Annotated in this window: 16 protein-coding genes; 14 read left to right on the forward strand and 2 right to left on the reverse strand. The window is 54.1% G+C overall.

The window, feature by feature from the left end; all coding sequences use genetic code 11:
• A partial coding sequence (locus tag JRI95_06175) for a M20/M25/M40 family metallo-hydrolase (protein ID MBW2061137.1) occupies window positions 1–1,421 on the reverse strand: 1,421 nt, incomplete at its 3' end.
• A gap of 477 nt (window positions 1,422–1,898) precedes the next feature.
• Between JRI95_06175 and JRI95_06180 the strand changes: the two genes are divergently transcribed.
• From JRI95_06180 to JRI95_06215, 8 genes are all read left to right on the forward strand, one after another.
• Window positions 1,899–2,885, forward strand: coding sequence for an ABC transporter ATP-binding protein (locus JRI95_06180; GenBank protein ID MBW2061138.1), 987 nt, complete (start codon window positions 1,899–1,901; stop codon window positions 2,883–2,885).
• Window positions 2,882–3,844: an ATP-binding cassette domain-containing protein gene (locus tag JRI95_06185; GenBank protein ID MBW2061139.1), complete on the forward strand. Its 963-nt coding sequence runs from the start codon at window positions 2,882–2,884 to the stop codon at window positions 3,842–3,844. Before JRI95_06180 ends, JRI95_06185 begins: the two co-directional genes overlap by 4 nt.
• 124 nt (window positions 3,845–3,968) lie before the next feature.
• Complete coding sequence (locus JRI95_06190; GenBank protein MBW2061140.1) at window positions 3,969–5,300, forward strand: nodulation protein NfeD; 1,332 nt, start codon at window positions 3,969–3,971, stop codon at window positions 5,298–5,300.
• A gap of 143 nt (window positions 5,301–5,443) precedes the next feature.
• Window positions 5,444–6,241 (forward strand): slipin family protein, encoded by a 798-nt coding sequence (locus JRI95_06195; protein MBW2061141.1) that lies wholly within the window; start codon window positions 5,444–5,446, stop codon window positions 6,239–6,241.
• 146 nt (window positions 6,242–6,387) lie between these two features.
• Complete coding sequence (locus JRI95_06200; protein MBW2061142.1) at window positions 6,388–6,717, forward strand: transcription termination factor Rho; 330 nt, start codon at window positions 6,388–6,390, stop codon at window positions 6,715–6,717.
• Window positions 6,718–7,146: 429 nt separating this feature from the next.
• Entirely contained in the window at window positions 7,147–7,566 is a 420-nt protein-coding gene (locus JRI95_06205) for a hypothetical protein (protein ID MBW2061143.1), read from the forward strand.
• A 24-nt stretch (window positions 7,567–7,590) separates the two neighbouring features.
• On the forward strand, window positions 7,591–7,842 hold the full coding sequence (locus tag JRI95_06210; GenBank protein ID MBW2061144.1) for a glutaredoxin family protein: 252 nt from the start codon (window positions 7,591–7,593) through the stop codon (window positions 7,840–7,842).
• Window positions 7,839–8,174 (forward strand): ferredoxin:thioredoxin reductase, encoded by a 336-nt coding sequence (locus JRI95_06215; protein ID MBW2061145.1) that lies wholly within the window; start codon window positions 7,839–7,841, stop codon window positions 8,172–8,174. Before JRI95_06210 ends, JRI95_06215 begins: the two co-directional genes overlap by 4 nt.
• Before the next feature lie 16 nt (window positions 8,175–8,190).
• On the opposite strand, the gene pilB is transcribed toward JRI95_06215, so the two are convergent.
• The gene (pilB, locus tag JRI95_06220) at window positions 8,191–10,599 is read right to left on the reverse strand and encodes a type IV-A pilus assembly ATPase PilB (protein MBW2061146.1); all 2,409 of its coding nucleotides are present in this window, start codon (window positions 10,597–10,599) and stop codon (window positions 8,191–8,193) included.
• 385 nt (window positions 10,600–10,984) lie between these two features.
• Between pilB and ispG the strand changes: the two genes are divergently transcribed.
• The 6 genes from ispG to JRI95_06250 all read left to right on the forward strand — a co-directional run bounded on the left by ispG (window position 10,985) and on the right by JRI95_06250 (window position 18,749).
• Window positions 10,985–12,070, forward strand: coding sequence for a flavodoxin-dependent (E)-4-hydroxy-3-methylbut-2-enyl-diphosphate synthase (gene ispG / locus JRI95_06225; protein ID MBW2061147.1), 1,086 nt, complete (start codon window positions 10,985–10,987; stop codon window positions 12,068–12,070).
• Window positions 12,071–13,801, forward strand: coding sequence for a proline--tRNA ligase (locus JRI95_06230; protein MBW2061148.1), 1,731 nt, complete (start codon window positions 12,071–12,073; stop codon window positions 13,799–13,801).
• 8 nt (window positions 13,802–13,809) lie between these two features.
• Window positions 13,810–15,948 (forward strand): bifunctional (p)ppGpp synthetase/guanosine-3',5'-bis(diphosphate) 3'-pyrophosphohydrolase, encoded by a 2,139-nt coding sequence (locus JRI95_06235; protein ID MBW2061149.1) that lies wholly within the window; start codon window positions 13,810–13,812, stop codon window positions 15,946–15,948.
• A gap of 142 nt (window positions 15,949–16,090) precedes the next feature.
• Window positions 16,091–16,375: a hypothetical protein gene (locus JRI95_06240; protein ID MBW2061150.1), complete on the forward strand. Its 285-nt coding sequence runs from the start codon at window positions 16,091–16,093 to the stop codon at window positions 16,373–16,375.
• 3 nt (window positions 16,376–16,378) lie between these two features.
• The gene (locus JRI95_06245; protein ID MBW2061151.1) at window positions 16,379–17,092 is read left to right on the forward strand and encodes a tetratricopeptide repeat protein; all 714 of its coding nucleotides are present in this window, start codon (window positions 16,379–16,381) and stop codon (window positions 17,090–17,092) included.
• 352 nt (window positions 17,093–17,444) lie between these two features.
• Window positions 17,445–18,749 carry a phenylacetate--CoA ligase gene (locus tag JRI95_06250; GenBank protein MBW2061152.1) on the forward strand — a complete coding sequence of 435 codons (1,305 nt, stop codon included), beginning with the start codon at window positions 17,445–17,447 and terminating at the stop codon, window positions 18,747–18,749.
• Window positions 18,750–18,751: the final 2 nt, after the last annotated feature.

Genomic DNA, 18,751 nt, shown 5'->3' on the forward strand with positions numbered 1-18,751 from the left:
CTTAATTTTTCTTCCCTGCTCTCTTCCTCGAGGCATTGTTTGACCTTTTCATCATAGACCTGTCTGATTCTGTCACTATTCATTAGGCAACCGGTTCCTCTCACAGCCGCATCCCTCAGGGTTTCAAGAGAGTAAGGGAAATCAACAGAATCAAACCGCATAGCCATCAACGCCATAAGCTCGGCGTTTTTTTTAAGCGCCTTAGCCTTAATCATATCCATATTGTCACCATCACTGTGGTAGAAGGCAAAAAAAGGCGAGCGCCTGCCTGTCCCCAGGTCCGGTGTCATCCAAAACATTATGGAAGAGACACCTCTCAGGTGAAACTGTACCTGATCGCTAAGATACCAATATGGGGTTGGTTCTACCGCCCGGGCGTATTCCCCTAAATCCGAGGCCACCTCACGGGCGCCAGGAATAAGCTCAGGTGAACACATGGCATCCATGAGCTGCGAATAACCCATGAATTCGCCGTTAATGATACAAATCGGAATTTCATCAAGTTGCCCGGTTAGGGCTTCATAGTGGGCTTTACAATAGCCGGCGGAACCGCATTCACCAAATTGCGCTGATTCCTCAGCCTTACCACCTGACTCTTCAGAACCGAATATGACAAACCTGATGGTTCGTCTGGGCCGATATTTGTTAAATATCTTGGCGGTTTCTAAAAGGCAGGCCACCGAGGACATATTGTCATTGGCCCCGTAGAACCAAGAATCGTGATGCGCGGTGATATAGATAACCTCATTAGGATATTTAGAACCGACAATGTTTCCCACCACGTTATAGGTTGTGCTGTCCGCGGATTCTAAATTCGACTCAAAATTTATTTTAACCTCACCATGTTCGGCCAATAAAGATCTCAGGTCGGCGGCGGCGCGATTACTTATGCTTAAGGCCGGAAAATTAATATTACTGACATGAGCTGAAACGACATTATCATCCTTTTCCGGTGTGTTGTATAAAAGGCAGCTTGCCTTGTGGTTTCTAGCCTCAAGACACATACTTGCCCTTTCTGAAATAGAAGCGGTGGGTGATTTACAGGTTGCAAGAACTGCCGCGGAGTTGATATCGCTACCCAGATTATTATAATCAGCCGCACGCCCATGGCCCGCATCCAGCAATGTCACCGTGCCGCTTCCTGACCCAGCCAATCGTGTGGCAGCGCAGGGGATGGAAACCTGGACCGGAAATACGACCTCCAATCGGCCTTCGGTTTTAGTATAGACAGTGACAGGAACTCCCTCCAGCTCACAGGAATCAACATAGGTTTCAAGCTTGCCTTTGACTTTTCGGGCTCCTTCATGTTCCGCTTCGGAGCCAGCGGTTCTATCAATAGGAATAATCAGTTCAGAAACATTTTCCCGAGCTTCCTCACCCGATATCATGGCCAGTTTCTCGCGCTCATTTTCAGTAATCATCACCTTCCCTATTTAATATTTTTTTCGTGTAGGTAATATTGAAGGAATATTTTTAACTAAATTGAAAGTATCTGTCAAGAATTTTTTTTAAAATAGAAATAATCTACGAAAATACCTATGATTACAATTATTTTAGGAATTGTTTCCTCCACATGTCTATGCGCCTTTCTCGTTGCCCTTATTGAATGCCCTAATATAACCCACTAATTAAAATTAGCTCACAGTTCTGAAGTATAATAACCAAGATTTTTTTATGAACTCCGAAAACCGAGCCCTTTATGAAGCGAATTAAGGCACGTCCTTAACAAATATGACATGACAAAACTTAAAAATTAAGGAACACCATGCTAATTTCTTGATATTTACGTTCTTTCAACTATCCTAACCAGACCTCCAGCCGCATTTTCCAGTTTAACATTTGACCTCGATGAAAGGCCTGTGATATTTTTCTCGTGATTTTTGTGAGTTAAAACGCTAATGCCTTCACAGCCTTTTCTCAAGATTGAAGACCTGACGACCGTGTTTGAGACCCGCGCCGGGCTGGTCAAGGCCGTGGACCGAGTCTCGCTGGAGCTTGCCGAGGGCCAGACCCTCGGGCTGGTGGGCGAGTCAGGCTGCGGCAAGAGCGTCACCGCTCTCTCCATCATGCGCCTGGTGCCTCACCCGCCTGGCCGCATCGAATCGGGCCGGATTCTGTTTGGCAGTCAAGACCTGCTTAAGCTTTCCGAAGAGGAGATGCGCCGCCTCCGAGGCAATGATATCTCCATGATCTTCCAGGAGCCCATGACCTCCCTCAACCCGGTCCTGACCGTGGGCGACCAGATCGGGGAGGTCTTCAGGCTGCATCAAGGCATGAACAGGTCTGAGGCCCTGGCTGCTTCGGTGGAGATACTTCAGCAGGTCGGCATCCCGTCGCCTGAGAAGCGCATCCGGGAGTATCCTCACCACTTAAGCGGAGGCATGCGCCAGCGGGTCATGATTGCCATGGCCCTGGCCTGCCGGCCACAGGTGATGATAGCCGACGAGCCGACCACGGCCCTGGACGTTACCATCCAGGCGCAGATCCTGGCGCTCATGAATCAGCTCAAGGAGGAGATAAAAACCACCATTCTCTTAATCACGCACAACCTGGGCGTGGTGGCGGAGATGGCGGACCGGGTCGCGGTCATGTATACCGGCCGCATCGTGGAATACGCCCCCATGGATGAGCTGTTCGAGCACACCGCGCACCCCTATACCCTGGGCCTGCTCCATTCCCTGCCTCCAGCGGCCGCTGAGGCGCCTCAGGACCGGCTGGAAACCATCACTGGCATTGTGCCTTCGCTCCTTGACCTGCCTTCGGGCTGCAAATTCCGGGACCGCTGCCCGGATGTCTTTGAACTCTGTGCGGTTGAAGAGCCGCCTTTATACCAGCTTGGCCGGGAACATTTTGTCCGCTGCTTCAGGTACAGGCATACGGCATGACGCCTCTGTTAAAACTCCTTGATTTGAAAAAGAACTTTAAGGTGAAGGCCTCTGCCTTCCGGGGCGGTCAAGAGACATTGACGGCCGTGAACCGGGTCAGCCTTGCGATTCAGCCTGGAGAGTGCCTGGGGCTGGTGGGTGAATCCGGGTGCGGGAAGAGCACCCTGGCTCGTTTAATCGTGCGCCTGGAAAGGCCTTCCAGCGGGAAGATCATCTTTGACGGGCAGGATCTCTCGCACATGACCCATCAGGAGGAAATGAAGTTTCGGCGGCGGGTGCAGATGATCTTCCAGGACCCTTATTCCTCGCTCAACCCCCGCAAAACCATCGGCAGTATTATCGGGGAGTCCTGGCGCATTCACGGTCTGGGAAACCGGAGGCAGCGGCGGGAAAAGGTGCTCGAGCTTATGCAGGAGGTGGGTTTGCGGCCGGAATACTACGGACGATATCCCCATGAATTTTCCGGAGGGCAGCGTCAGCGGGTGGGCATTGCCCGGGCCCTGTCCTTAAGCCCTGACCTGATCGTGGCTGACGAACCGGTCTCGGCCCTGGACGTCTCCATTCAGGCCCAGGTCGTCAATCTGCTCAAAGACCTACAGGACAGGTTCAACCTGACCTATGTCTTCATCGCCCATAATCTTTCCCTGGTGCGTCACGTCTCGGATCGTATCGCCGTGATGTATCTGGGCCGACTGGTGGAAGTGATTCCCAGAGAAAGATTTGGTCAGGTCCAGCACCACCCTTATACCCTGGCCCTGCTGGCATCGGAACCGGTGCCCAAACCGGGGGCCAGGAAAAAGACTCAGCCGCTTACGGGCGATGTTCCCAGCCCGATCCATCCGCCGTCCGGATGTTTCTTCCATCCCCGCTGTGCGGAGCAGGTGGCGGTCTGCCAGGCCGACTTCCCGGTCTTAAGAGAGATTTCCCCGGGTCACCTTATGTCCTGTCACCGGCGTTGATGTTCATTGACCGGCTTCATCGTCTGGATCAGGCGTTGAAAGCTGATTTTAGCCTTCAAATCGAGGTACTCTTTTTAATCTTGCAGTTTCTAATTTATCCTGTAAAATATTGGGTGCAGTGCTAATGAGACTTTTACAAATTAGATCAGTCGGTTTTCGGGGATTGATAGCCCTTTTATGGATCGCTCTGGCCGCGGCCGGTGTTCTTTATGCCCAGGAATCTTCGAATCAGGGGCCTGTCTATGTCATCCGCCTCGAAGGGGTCATCAGCCCTGCCACCACAGGCTTCCTGACCTCATCCATTGCCAAGGCCCGTGAGGCTGGCGCGCACGCCTTACTCGTCGAACTCGATACCCCCGGCGGCCTGGGAGAGTCCATGAGGGACATGGTCAAGGCCATCATGAACGCCCCGCTGCCCGTGATCGTTTATGTTTCTCCAGCCGGGGCCCAGGCGGCCTCGGCCGGCGTCATGATCACCCTGGCCGCGGATGTGGCGGCCATGGCGCCTGGGACGAACATCGGAGCGGCTCATCCGGTGAGCGCTGAAGGCAAGGATATCCAGGGCGAGATGGCCAAGAAGGTGGTTAACGACATGGTGGCCCTGATCCAGAGCATTGCCAAGCACAGGGACCGCAACATCGAATGGGCCGAAAAGGCCGTGCGTGAGAGTGTGTCCGCCTCGGCTTCCGAGGCCCTCAAGCTCGGGGTTATAGACCTGGTGGCCATAAGCCGGACCGATCTGCTGAAAAAGATTAACGGCCGCCAGATCAAGCGGGCGGGGCTGGACCTGACACTTGCCACGGCTGAGGTCGAGGTGGTCCGTCTGGAGGAGAGTCTGCGGGACCGAATTCTAAAGACCCTGGCCAACCCGAACATCGCCTATATCTTGATGATGTTAGGCCTGGCCGGTTTGTACTTTGAGCTGTCCAATCCCGGGGCCATTTTGCCCGGCGTCCTGGGCGGCCTGTTTATCATCCTGGCCCTTTACGCCTTTCAAACCCTGCCCGTTAATTATGCCGGGGTTTTACTCATTATCCTGGGCATCATCTTCTTTATCCTGGAACTCAAAGTCGTCTCCTACGGCATGCTGAGCCTGGCAGGCCTGGCCAGCCTTACCATAGGCTCCCTCATGCTCATCAAAAGCCCGCATGATTACCTGCGCGTCTCTTTGAGCGTCATTCTCCCTACGGTAATCCTTATCGGAGGCTTTTTCGCAGTCGTGGCGTCCCTGGTCGTCAAGGTCCATGTCAGGGGGTTAACCATAACCGGTCCCGACGGCATGATCGGACTTAAAGGTCCGGTCAAGGAGTGGGAGACCAATAAAGGCAAGGTTTTGGTTCACGGGGAGTGGTGGAAGGCCTTTGGAGAGGAAAATCTTAAACCAGGAGATGAAATCGAGGTGGTTGCGGTGAACAACCTCAACCTCGAAATCAGGAAAATCAGTCGCGCCGATTAATAATTTTTCTTTAGACAAGCCCTGCATTTTCCAAAAACGCTTTATCTAGTCTTTAAGATAGAACTGTACATAAAAGAGGATAATCAATACTAAAAAAGGCAAGGCCTTATCATCTTACGGCCTGGCCAGAGAGGGAGGGAGACATGTATTTCGCGATCGTTATTATCGTCCTTGTCGTACTTTTTCTTTCTTCGGCAATACGCATCGTCAAGCAGTATGAACGAGGGGTTATCTTTCGACTGGGCAGGGTCCTGCCCAAAGCCAAGGGGCCGGGCCTGATTATCCTGATTCCGGTTATTGATAAGATGACGCGCGTCACCCTGCGCCTGGTGGCCATGGACGTTCCGCCTCAGGACGTCATTACCCGGGACAACGTTTCGATCAAGGTGAACGCCGTGGTTTACTTCCGGGTCATGGAGCCGATCAAGGCCATTATCGAGGTGGAAGATTATCTCTACGCCACCTCCCAGCTTTCTCAAACGTCTCTCAGAAGCGTCTGCGGTCAGGCCGAACTGGACGAGCTTCTCAGCGAGAGAGAGCGGATCAACACCAAGCTCCAGGAGTATCTCGACGAGCACACCGATCCCTGGGGCATCAAGGTCGCAAACGTCGAGGTCAAGCATATTGATCTGCCTGCGGATATGCAGCGGGCCATGGCCAAGCAGGCTGAGGCCGAGAGGGAGCGCCGGGCCAAGGTTATCAATGCCCTTGGTGAGTCCCAGGCCGCCACCAAGCTGGCTGAGGCAGCCACCACCATCCGGGATCACCCCATAGCCCTGCAGCTCAGGTTCCTGCAAACCGTGCGGGAGATCTCTTCGGAAGGCAACACCACCACCATTTTCCCGGTGCCGATTGACCTCTTCAGGCCTTTTCTGAAATTAACTGAAGCGCTTGAGGCACAGGAGGAATCAAAAGAAAACGAAGAAGAATCCGAGGACTAGGACCCCCGGATAATTCTTCCGGCGCCACGTTCGCAGCGAAATGACCTCAAGGCTACCAGCCGGTTGGCTTGATTTCTTCTTCAAAATTGACGCGCCACCGGCTATATTTCCCCTGTTTGAGACCACCGTTTAAAAAAGGAGTTGGTATGGCAAAAAAAGAACGAATGAATAAAAAAGATAAACCCCTGGAGAAGATGACGGCCAAGGAACTGCGCGAGCTGGGGCTGACCATACCCGAACTGACCGGCGTGCACGGCATGAACAAGGCCGAACTGATTACCGCCATTAAAGAGGTTCGAGGCATCAAGGAGGAGAAAAAAGAAAAAGGGCAGGATATCCGGGAGCTGAAGAAGAAAATTAAAGCCCTTAAGGCCGAAAAAGAAAAGGCTTTCGAGCTGGGCCAAAGCAAAAAGAACATTGAAATACTGCGGAAAAAAATTAACCGGCTCAAGAAAAAAATTCGTCGAGCCGCATAACTTCAGGCCGCCTGTTGAGCCTCAAGTCCGTACCAGTGTGGTGTCTCGTAAAAAAGTAATAATTCAAATGGACTTTCCGTCATTTTTAAAACGACCCGACATTGCGAGCCCCCGGCCCTTCGGCAGGAGCCGTAGGGTTATTTGACAAAGAAACTGTTTTCAAGTTTTGGAAGAGGGCGGGGATAAACCCCGCCCGCATATATCTGGATATACCGGCCTGAACGCTCCTTATTAGAGCGATTGGCAAAAGAGCTTTTGGAAAAATTAAACAGGAGAGTGCTCCGCGGAGAAGCAAAAGGCTCGCAATGACAAGCTATGAGACATTTTACTCGTCTAATTTTGGGACATAACACCAGGGGTGCGGGAATCGTTCCTCAAGGCCCATGCTGCGGGCCTTTATTTTTTCTAGTTTTTCAGGAGGATGGAAAGGTGAAACAGAGACTGTTCGGCCTGACCTTGGCGGCGCTGATCATCGCGTCGGTGCTTGGCTGCGAGGCAAACAGGCCGGGACCCGCTCAGCTCAGGCCGACGCATGATACAGCGGTACGCAATGAAAAGGCCCGGGGTCTTAACCTGGAACTGATTGCATTTTCCTGGTATTACCAAAAAGACATGGACCGGGTCCATGTCTCAGGCCGGGTGCGCAATCTGACCGGGCAAAACATCCAGGCGTGCCGCCTTATCGTCATGGCTTACGATCAGTTCAATCGCTACCTCGGGCGCAAAGAAGCCTTTCTTCAACCGACCTATATCCCGGCTGATCGCAAGGCCAGGTTCGACTTTTACCTGGAAGACGGTCGTGACGTGAAGAGCCTTCATCTGAATTACCACTTCATGACCAGATATTAGAGGCCGGATGAGAAAGGAGGCGGGATGCCCGAAAAAATAAGGCTGTATGCCCTCAGTACATGCAGCCATTGCAAGAGCGCCAAGAAGCTTTTGAACGACCACGGGGTCGAATACGATATGGTTGAGGTGGACCTGGCTTCCGGGGAGGAGCAAAAGGCGATCCTGGAAGAGGTAAAACAGTGTAATTCAGCACTTACCTTCCCGACCATCGTTATCGGCGAAAAAGTAATTATCGGATTTCACGAGGATAAAATAAAAGAGGCCTTAGGGATATGACTGCGGTCGAAAAGCTCTACCAAAGCCTGAAAAAGATCCAGGAGCCCAAAGGATATTTTTTTAATGCAGACCGGGAAAGGGTCTTTGAACTGCTGGAAGCGCTTTTGACCAACAGGGAAAGATACGGCTACATGTGCTGCCCCTGTCGGCTGGCTTCCGGGGACCGCCAGAAGGACGCGGATATCATCTGTCCTTGCCTCTATCGCGAGCCGGACGTGGCAGACTACGGGAGCTGCTACTGCAATCTTTACGTTTCAAAGGAATGGAACGAAGGGACGGTCCCTCACGTCTATATCCCGGAAAGGCGGCCGCCGGACAAGGTCCCTTTTTAGGACAGGTATTCCCGGTCTAGCTCCCGCTCGTCTCCAGGGGCGGGGGAGATGATTTCACCGCGGCTCCACTCACGGAACTGGCTGCGGTCTTTTTTTCCAGGGCTTCTTTTTCCAGGTCTGCTAGATCGGCCTCACCGCGCCTTTCGAGCGGGACGGGTTGCTGGTATCCAATTGGAGAGCGAGGTGCAACAGCCTTGAGGGTGCGTTCGGCCTCGGTTTTTTGATCAACCAGCTCAATGACGCGCTGGTTAATGTCCTCCAGGCGCCGCACCAGGGTCGTGATAACCTGCTTGCTGATATCAGGGTAATTTTCCAGGGTTTCCCATAGTTTATCGCCTGGAAAGACCTTGACGATACTCTTGCCCATGGAGCGGATGGTTGCGGTTCGTTTGCCGCCCATCAAGGCGCTCATTTCACCGAAATAGGAGTCAGGTTCGGAGATTTCGGCGATTTTTTCATTGCCTTTAACGACTTCGAGGCAGCCCTGGATGAGTTTATAGAAATTATTGTCCGCGTTGCCTTCTCGAATGATGATGTCGTTGTTTTCAAATACCTGTTCGTCCGGATTGAGCAGGTAGGCGGGCAGGCTTTCCTTTTGCAGAACGGTTTTTTCCAGGGCCTGATCCAGGGTAATGATGCCCTGTTTGACCTTGATCAGCGCGTCCTGGCGCAGGGTTTTCATGCCTTCCTTGATGGCGATCTTTCGGAGCTGGCTTTCCGGCACCTCTGAAGAGATGGCCTGTGCGATATCTTCCGTGATCTCCATGACCTCGAACGCGCCGACGCGGCCTTTATATCCGGTGCCCGAGCAGTGCGGGCAGCCTTTGCCTTCATACAGGTGCAGGCTGGAGAATTCCGATTTGTCAAAACCGGCCTCCAGAAGCTTGTTGGCGCTCATTTTGGTGACCGGGGCCTTACACTTCGGGCAGATCCGCCTCAGGAGCCGCTGGGCCGTGATCAGCGTAACCGAAGAGGCGACATTGAAGGAGGGGACGCCCATGTCTGTGAGGCGGGTCACCGTTCCGGCGCAGTCGTTGGTATGCAGCGTTGAAAACACCAGGTGGCCGGTCATGGCCGCCTCGGTCGCGATGGAACCGGTTTCAATGTCTCGAATCTCACCGATCATGCAGATATCCGGGTCCTGGCGCAGAAAGGACTTCAGGGCGACGGCAAAGGTCATGCCGACTTCATTATTGACGTTGACCTGATTGATACCCCTGAAATTGAACTCCACCGGGTCTTCAGCAGTCAGAATCTTGACGTTCTCTTTATTTAAAATGCTCATGGCCGAGTAAAGCGTGGTCGTCTTGCCTGAACCGGTCGGCCCGGTAACCAGAACTAGGCCGTAAGGACGGGCGATGGCCCTCATGAATTTGGCCAGGTCTTCCTGGGTCAGGCCCATTCTGGTCAGGTCAACGTTGAGGCCGCTTTTATCGAGTATTCGTAAAACGATGGACTCGCCAAAAAGAGTGGGCAGGGAAGAGACGCGAAAATCTACTTCCTTGCGCGGGCCGAGCCTCATCTTGATCCGGCCGTCCTGGGGGACTCGCTTCTCGGTGATATCCAGGCCGGAGATGATCTTGAACCGCGCCGTTATGGCGTTCTTGATCTCAAGAGGCAGGTTCATGGTCTTAAAAAGAGCGCCATCAAGACGGTAGCGCACATAAAAGGCCTTTTCAAACGGCTCGATATGGACGTCCGAGATACCGTCCTTGATGGCCTTGATTAAAATACCGTTGACCAGCTTGATGATGGGGGCGTCCGAGGCCTGGAATTGGCCGTTAACCTCGTCCGCCCCGGAGCTGTCACCGCTTACGAACTCATCGGCCACCTCGCCCACCAGGTCGCCGAAGTTCTCGACATCCGTGATGCTCATCTGTTCGTCATCTTCCTCGGCCGAGGTCTGCTCGAAGAAGGACTGATACTCCGCGTCGTCAATCTTGTAATACTTACGATAGGCTTCAACAAGGTCTTTTTCGTCAGCGACTCCAGCCCTGATGGTGACCTTCGTATGCCTGGTCATATCCTCCACAGCCCCTGAATTTGTCGGTTCGGTCATGGCCATCAGCAGGGATTTGTCTTTCAGGCGCACCGGGAAGGCGAAATATTTCCGGGCCAGTTCATACGGCACCAGATTGACGACTTTGCGGTCTATCTCCTGTTCAGCGATATTGATGATGGGGTAGTTGTATTTACGGGAGAGCAGGTTCGGGATGGTGTTTTCGTCAATATCTCCGTTCTTGAGGAGGATACTGCCGATAAAGCCCCCGTCTTTCTTATGGATGGCCATGGCGTCATCCAGCTGCCGGGCCGTAATCTGCCCTTCTTTCTTCAGGATTTCGCCGATCTTGTATAGCGCTTGATCGCCGGTTTGATCCCGAATGGTCCCTACGAAACTTGATTTTTTCTTGACGATCTCGGGCATTTTACTTCACCTTCATGGCCGAAAAAAATTGCCTTCCCTGCCGGGTTACGGCATTGATAATTGCTATAAATCGCAACAGAGTACTTATTTTGTTACTATTTTATTCCACGGGTTTGAGAATTGCAAGTTAATATTCAACGAACGTATCCGCTTCGCTCGCTTATGCCGCGTATAAGATATTATTATATCATCATTTGATTCTTTCACCAAATTTTACCCCTTATCTTTGAAGCCTTCACCTGAGCCGGAACCTAGAAAAATCCTTAATTATTCTTAATTTATTTAACAAGGCATATTGACAAAGACCGGCTCGAAGCCTTAAAGTATTAATTTAAGGGACATAATCTCCCGTGAATTTTCTTGTGGAGGCGTAATTTAAACAGTTTTGACCAGGCGCGAACAGACCAGAAGGCTTTGCCTTGGAAACGTGGACATTGGCGGCGGCGCTCCGGTGGTGGTGCAGTCCATGACCAAAACCGACACCCGGGATGTGGAGGCCACCTGCGCCCAGATCGAGCGTTTGGCTGAAGCCGGATGCGAGGTGGTCCGCGTGGCCGTGCCTGACGAGGAGGCCGCCTTGGCCTTGAGCCGGATCAGGTCGAAATCAAGTCTGCCTCTGGTGGCGGACATTCATTTTGATCCCCGGCTGGCTCTGATGGCCCTGGACCAGGGTGTAAACGGGCTGAGGCTCAACCCGGGCAACATCGGCGGCCGGGCCGAGGTTAGAAAGATCGCGGTCGAGGCCAAGGCCAGGGGCGTGCCCATTCGCGTCGGGGTCAATGCCGGTTCCCTGGACAAAGACCTGCTTGAAAAATACGGTCGGCCTTGTCCAGAGGCCATGGTTGAGAGCGCCCGGCGGGAGATCGCCCTGCTGGAAGACGCGGGTTTCGATATGATCAAGGTCTCGGTCAAGTCTTCCGATGTGCTGGATACTATCGCTGCTTACCGGCTCATGGCCCGGGAGACCGATTACCCTCTCCATCTGGGAGTCACCGAGACCGGGACCCTGATCGCCGGAACCGTCAAGTCCGCTCTGGGCCTCGGTCTTCTCCTGTCCGAAGGCATCGGGGACACGATTCGCGTTTCCCTGACCCGCGACCCGGCGGACGAGGTCCGTGTGGCCTATGAAATCCTGCGCGCCCTGAATTTGCGCCACCGCGGCCCGGAGATAATCTCATGCCCGATCTGCGGCCGATGTGAGATTGATCTCTTCAGTCTGGTGGAAGAAGTGGAAAAAAGGCTGTCAGGCCTGGCGACCCCGATCAAGGTTGCGGTCATGGGCTGTGTGGTCAATGGTCCGGGGGAGGCGCGATCGGCCCAGGTCGGTGTGGCCGGAGGCCGCGGCCAGGGTATCCTCTTTAAAAACGGTAAACTGGTGTCCAAGGTCCCTGAAGAAAAACTGGCCGACGTGCTGGTGGGTGAGGTCCTGCGGCTGGTAAATGAAGAAAACAAGCAGGTTGAGAAAGTCTGAATGCGAAGTTCGAGATTGTTTTTACCCACACTCAAGGAAGACCCGGCTGAAGCCGAAGTGGTAAGCCACCGGCTTCTGATCCGGGCCGGGCTCATCAGAAAACTGGCCACCGGTATTTTTTCTTATCTCCCCCTGGGTCTTTTAGCCCTGCGCAAGTTTGAAAATATCGTGCGGCAGGAGATGTTTCGGGCCGGTGCTCAGGAAATCCTTCTGCCATTCGTTCAGCCGGCCGAGATCTGGAAGGAGTCAGGCCGGTGGAACCATTATGGTAAGCTGCTCCTGCGCTTCAAGGACCGGCATGCCAATGAATACTGCCTGGGACCGACGCATGAAGAGGTCATCACTGACCTGGTCCGGCGAGAGGTCCGCTCCTATCGAGACCTTCCCCTGACTCTCTTTCAAATTCAAACCAAGTTCAGGGATGAAATCCGGCCCCGGTTCGGCCTGATGCGGGGCCGGGAGTTCGGCATGAAGGACGCCTATAGTTTTGACATTGATGAAGCCGGGGCCGAGCAAAGCTACCGGGCCATGTTCGAGGCCTATGGCCGGATTTTTAGACGCTGCGGCCTCCGCTTTTCCGCGGTTGAGGCTGACAGCGGCGACATCGGCGGGAGCTACTCCTATGAATTCATGGTCCTGGCAGATACCGGCGAGGACGCACTGGTCAACTGTCTGTCCTGCGGGTATGCCGCGAATACGGAAAAAGCGGAACTGGCGCCCCCGCCGCAGGCAGATATTTCTCCAAACGCCCCTATGTCCAAAAAGGTTCTGACCCGGGACATGCGTACCGTGGAAGAGGTGACCAGTTTCCTGAAGAAGGAGCCGAAAGACCTCATTAAAACGCTTATCTATAAGTCTGAAGACGGTTCACCCGTGGCGGCTTTGGTGCGGGGGGACCACGAGCTCAACGAGGTTAAGCTCAGGAATACCCTGCACGACCCTACCTTGGAAATGGCTGATGCAGCCTTGATCCAGACATTGACCGGAGCACCGGTGGGCTTCAGCGGGCCAGTCAGCCTCAAGGCGCGCCTCCTGGCCGATTACGCCATCAAAGGCATGAGCCAGGCCGTGGTCGGGGCCAATGAAGAGGACTACCACCTTACCGGCGTTGTGCCCGGTCGCGACTTCATGGTGGACGAATACCATGACCTGCGCCTGGCCCGGGCTCAAGACCCCTGTCCGCGATGCGGGGCTGAACTGGAGCTCAAACGCGGCATTGAGGTCGGACACGTCTTCAAACTGGGCGTAAAATATTCCAAGGCCATGAACGCCACCTTTCTCGATCCTCAAGGCCGGAGCGCGCTGATCGTCATGGGCTGCTATGGCATCGGCATCGGCCGGACCGTCGCCGCAGCCATCGAACAAAACCATGACGAGCATGGCATCATCTGGCCCATGCCTCTGGCGCCCTATGAGGCTATCATCCTGCCGCTTCAGATTCAGGATGAAGAAGTGCGCCAGGCCGCGGAAGACCTTTACCAGGCCTTGCAGGACCTGGGGGTCGAAACCCTGCTCGACGACCGGAACGAGCGGGCGGGCGTTAAATTCAATGACGCCGATCTGGTGGGAATCCCGCTGCGCCTGGCTGTCAGCCGTCGGACCCTCGCCCGCAAAGAGGTCGAGTTCAAGCAACGCGCCGGAAGCGAGATTCAATTTTTAAAATTGAGCGAAGCGCCCCTGAAGATAAAGGAAATTCGAGACCGCCTTCTGGCTGATACGGGAGGTGAATAAACAGAAAATTGCGCCGGTTCTCTGAAATACTGGATAAGGTTGAGGAATATCACCCTCACGCGGACCTGGCTTTGATTGAAAAGGCCTACATCTTTACAGCCAAGGTCCACCAGGGACAGGTGCGCCTTTCCGGGGAGCCTTATTTGTCCCATCCCCTGGAAGTGGCCGGTTTGCTGGCTGACATGAAACTTGACGTGGCCTCGATTGCGGCCGGTCTACTCCATGATACGATCGAAGACACTAAAGCTAGCCTGGACGATATCAGGAACATGTTCGGGCCCGAGGTTGCCAATATCGTTGACGGGGAGACCGCGATCAGCCGCATCAACTTTTCTTCCTACGCCGAACATCAGGCCGAATACATGCGTAAGATGATCCTGGCCATGGCGACTGACATCCGCGTCATCCTGGTCAAGCTCGCGGACCGTCTTCATAACATGCGCACCCTCGGGTATCTGCCGCAGTCGAGACAGATACCCATTGCCCAGGAAACTCTGGAGATTTACGCTCCGCTGGCCTCCCGGCTCGGAATCTACAAGGTCCAATCCGAATTAGAAGACCTGTCTCTGTTCTACCTCGAACCCAAGGTTTATGAGGAGGTGCTGTCCGGTATCACCAGGCAGCGGGGCGAACGGGAACGATACATCCGTGAATTCATCGAAGTCATCCAGCCCAAGATGGAAGAATTCAATGTTTCCTGTCAGATCGAAGGCCGGCCGAAGCACCTTTACAGCATCTACCGCAAGATGATGGAGCAGGATCTGACCATTAATCAGGTTTACGATGTCACGGCCTGCCGCATCATCGTGGACTCGGTCAAAGACTGCTACGCCGCCCTAGGCGTCATTCACTTGATCCTCAAGCCCATTCCCGGGAGATTCAAGGACTACATTTCCCTGCCCAAGGAAAACGGCTACCAGTCGCTCCATACCACGGTCATCGGCCCGCACGGAGAGCGCATGGAGGTCCAGATTAGAACCCAGGAAATGCACCTCTTTGCTGAAAACGGCATCGCCGCTCACTGGCGATACAAAGACGGCAGCCAGTCTACGGAAACCGAGAGCGAGCGGTTCGTCTGGCTAAGGTCCCTCCTGGAATGGATCAAAGAGCTCAAGGACCCCACCGAATTTCTGACGAGCTTGAAAGAAGACCTCTTCCGGTATGAAGTCTATGTCTTTACTCCGGCCGGAGACGTCAAGGAACTGCCTCAAGGCGCCACCCCGGTTGACTTTGCTTACTCCATCCACACCGAAGTCGGACACCGCTGCACCGGCGCCAAGATCAACGGCGCCATTGTTCCTTTGAAATATCAGCTTCGCAACGGGGACACCGTCGAAATCCTGACCTCCAAGCACCACGCCCCCAGCAAGGACTGGCTGAACTTTGTCATTACCCCCAAGGCCCGCAATCGTATCCGCCAGTGGTTCAGGATTGAAGAACGAACACGGTCCATCTCACTCGGGCGGGAGATGATCGAAAAGGCGTTTCGCCGTCATGAGCTGAGTTTCAATCAGCTTCTCAAGACCGAAGAGCTGGACCGTGTCGCCAGGGAGTATTCATTAAATGGCTATGAAGACCTCCTGGTCGCGGTCGGTTTTGGAAAGATCACGGTCAACCAGGTCGTCGGCAAGTTCAAGACCGTTGAAGAAAAAGCGCCTTCCCTGGTGGGCCGCGTTGTCCAGGCCATGCGGAAAAAGCCCCACGAGGGCATCAAGGTGCGCGGTATGGACGATATCCTGATCCGATTCGCCGGCTGCTGCAATCCCTTGCCTGGCGAGGACATTATAGGGTTCATCTCCCAGGGCCGCGGTGTCACCGTCCACTCGGCCAACTGCAAAAACATGATGCAGACTGATCCGGAGCGGCGTATTGAGGTGGAGTGGGATATGGACGATTCTAATGGACAGATCACCTACCCGGTCCATATCCAGGTTGTCAACCGGGAACAAAAAGGCGGGCTGGCCGAACTGAGCGGCGCCATCGCTGAGGAGAACGCCAACATCAGCCAGGCTAAAGTCGAGATCACACCGGATAATAAAGGCATCTCTGATTTCACCATCCATGTTACTGACAAGGATCACCTGCGCCGGGTGATTCAGCAGCTGAAAGGCCTGAAGAACGTCCAGAGAGTGACCCGCCTGCGCTGATCGGCCCGGGAGCGCCCACCGCCCGAGTCCTATCCCAGAGCCAACCAGGCCTCTACTAATAATGCCGAGCCACCCGGCTGGTTGGCTTGAGTCTAAGATTTTTACTTGACCTCTCGCAGGGGTTGGCCTATGTTCAATCGTTATGGCGCTTTGTTTTTTCTGCCATAAGCCCTTGGAGTTAGAGGGGAAGGTTTCCTTCAGGGAACTCTGTGCCCATTGCGGCATGGATGTCCACGTCTGCCTCAACTGCGAGTTCTACGACCCGGGTTATTCCAATGACTGCCGCGAGCCTCAGGCAGAACCGGTCCGGGACCGGGAGGCCCGCAACACGTGCGAATATTTTGTCCTGACTTCATCGGATCGTGAGCATGATGACGCCGCTGCCAGAGTCAAGGCCCAGTTAGATGATCTTTTTAAAAGGAAATGAGCGATGGTCAAAAAAAAGCTGACGCGCAAAGAACTGCTCTCGCAATCCGATGAGTTCATGACCCAAACTCAAAGGGTTATTAGTTTTGTAGGCAGACATCCGGGAAAATTTATCATCGGCGCCGCAGCAGCCCTGGCCCTGCTCCTTACGGTCATGGGGATAAAAGTTTACATGGATCGCCACACCGGGCAGGCCCTGGCTGCCTATAGTGAGGCCCTGGCGCAGGCCAACAGGCTCAAAAGCCGGGACAATAAAGGCGCTGGGGAGGAGATCGAGGCGGTCCTGGATGCGCTCGAAAGGGTCAGCACGAAGTACGCGCGAACCACCCCCGGCCGGCTGGTCCTCCTCGACCTCGGGACCCTGTATTTTCATCTTAAGCGCTACGATGAGGCCAGATACACCTATAAGAAATGCCTCAAGGTCCTCAAACCCGAGGAAGAAAGTCTGCGGCCTTTTATTTTGGACAGCCTGGCTTACACTTATGAGGCTCAAAATAAACTGACCGAGGCCGCGGCCCAATGGGAGGAGATTGTCAGGCTGCCAGGAAACATACTCAAGGATGAAGCCTTCCTTAGCCTGGGCCGAGTCTATGAGGCGCTCAATGAGCCGGAAAAGGCCGGTGAGGCGTATCGGCAGCTCATTGACAGATTCCCCGATTCCCCGCACTTCAGCCTGGCCAGCTTTAAACTAAAAAGGGTGGCGCCAAGAAAACCCTAGCGATAACTGTATAAAATGGGCACGCCAGCTTCTTTACAACTTGTGAAAGGTAAAAACCTGCTCTTTCTCTTACCTGCAAAAGAGAAACCCACGGTAAAAAATAAGGAGATTTTGGGGTTGCTGTCTTCGATAGGATGTCCCGCGCGCCGGCCAGTCCTTTCGGAACACTCATACCCAAAAACGTTGTTTCAAGGTTAAAACCTTTGCCTTCGATCCAGTCAGTTTCATGTCTGCTGAAAAATCACGGCTTCGAGCAGGCCCTGGATCAAAAGGAGATGAGTTCGCAGCCATAAATTCGCCTTCAGCCGCTTTGCTGAGGGAAACAGCATCAATACAGAAAGGATGAGACAAGATGTCTGAGTACTGGGATGAAAAGAATGAAACCATGTCTGTTGAAGAGATGAAAGCCCTTCAGCTCAGGGCTTTACAGGCGACCTTGAAATGGGTCTATGAGCGTATCCCGTTTTACATGAATGCCTTTGATCAGAAAGGGGTCAAGCCCGAAGACTGCCAGTCCCTTGAAGCGCTGTCGGACTTCCCGACCACCGTTAAGAACGATCTTCGGGACAATTACCCTTTTGGCCTCTGTGCCGTGCCCATGGAGGAGGTCATTCGCATTCATGCCTCTTCAGGCACCACGGGCAAGCCCATCACCGGCCCATACACGGCCGAGGACCTCCAGGGCTGGACCAGCTGCATGGCGCGAAGTTTATGGGCCGCGGGCCTGCGTAAAGACGACATCTGTCAGAATGCATACGGCTACGGACTTTTTACCGGAGGCCTTGGTTTTCATCAGGGCGCGGTCGAGGTCGGCTGCACCATTGTCCCGACCTCGGCCGGTCTGACCGAGCGCCAGCTGACCTTGATGCAGGACTTCGGGACGACCGCCCTTTTCTGCACCCCGACCTATGCCTTGACTATTGTCGAAAGGGCGGAAAAAATGGGGCAGAATATAAAAACCTGGCCCTTGCGGGTTGGGGTTTTCGGCGCGGAGCCTTGGAGCGAGGCCATGCGGCTGGAGATCGAAAATCGCATGGGCATCGCCGCTCATGAAGCTTACGGCCTGACCGAGATGGGAGGACCGGGTGTGGCCTTTGCCTGCCCGGAGCACAGGCTGCATATCAATGAAGATCACTACTTTCCGGAAATCATTGACCCTGACACCGGCGAGGCTCTGCCAGAAGGCGAGCAGGGAGAGCTCGTCTTTACCGCGCTCAAGCGCCGGGCCATGCCTTTGATTCGTTTCCGCACCAGAGACATCAGCTCCCTGAAGCGGGAAGAGTGCCCCTGCGGCCGGACCTTAATCACCATGAAAAAAATTACGGGCCGGTTTGACGACATGCTCATCATCTCCGGGGTCAACGTCTTCCCCTCCCAGGTAGAGTCGGTTATCATGGAGTTCCCGGAGATGGAAGCCCAGTACCTGCTCCGGGTCGGACAGAAAGGCTACCTCAGTACCCTGGCGCTCGAAGCCGAGGCCAAGGAAGACGTTTACAAGGGCGGTCAGGAGGCCACCGATGTCTTGGCTGAGAAAGTCTCCAGAAGAATCCAGCAGGTCATCGGCATTCATGTGCCTGTGACCATCGTGCCTCACGACTCCATCGCTCGTTCCGAAGGCAAGGCCCAGCGGATCATTGATGAACGGAATTCGAGGTAAAC

The organism is Deltaproteobacteria bacterium (assembly GCA_019308995.1).
Taxonomy (GTDB): domain Bacteria; phylum Desulfobacterota; class Desulfarculia; order Adiutricales; family JAFDHD01; genus JAFDHD01.